This is a genomic window from Chryseobacterium sp. SIMBA_038, assembly GCF_046535115.1.
In the GTDB taxonomy this organism is placed as follows: Bacteria; Bacteroidota; Bacteroidia; order Flavobacteriales; family Weeksellaceae; genus Chryseobacterium.
Map to the genome: position 1 here is coordinate 1 of NZ_JAWRXH010000387.1, position 242 is coordinate 242.

Below are 242 nucleotides of genomic sequence, written 5' to 3' on the forward strand. Positions count from 1 at the left end.
GCCTCCAACATCAGGATTAGGGATTGGTATGGATAGACTGATTATGTTCTTAACGAACAATGCATCTATCCAGGAAGTATTATTCTTCCCTCAGATGAGACCTGAAAAAGCGGTTCCTCAAATTGAGTTAGGAGAGGATGAAAAAGTAATCCTTGAAATCCTTAATTCTCAGGAAGAAGCAATGTCTTTAGCTGAAGTAAAAGAAAGAAGCCAGCTATCCGGTAAAAAATGGGATAAAGCTT

At 38.4% G+C, this 242-nt stretch carries 1 protein-coding gene; it reads left to right on the forward strand.

What is annotated here, in order from left to right; genetic code table 11:
• A partial coding sequence (locus tag SB689_RS24000; RefSeq protein WP_410694529.1) for an amino acid--tRNA ligase-related protein occupies positions 1 to 242 on the forward strand: 242 nt, incomplete at both ends.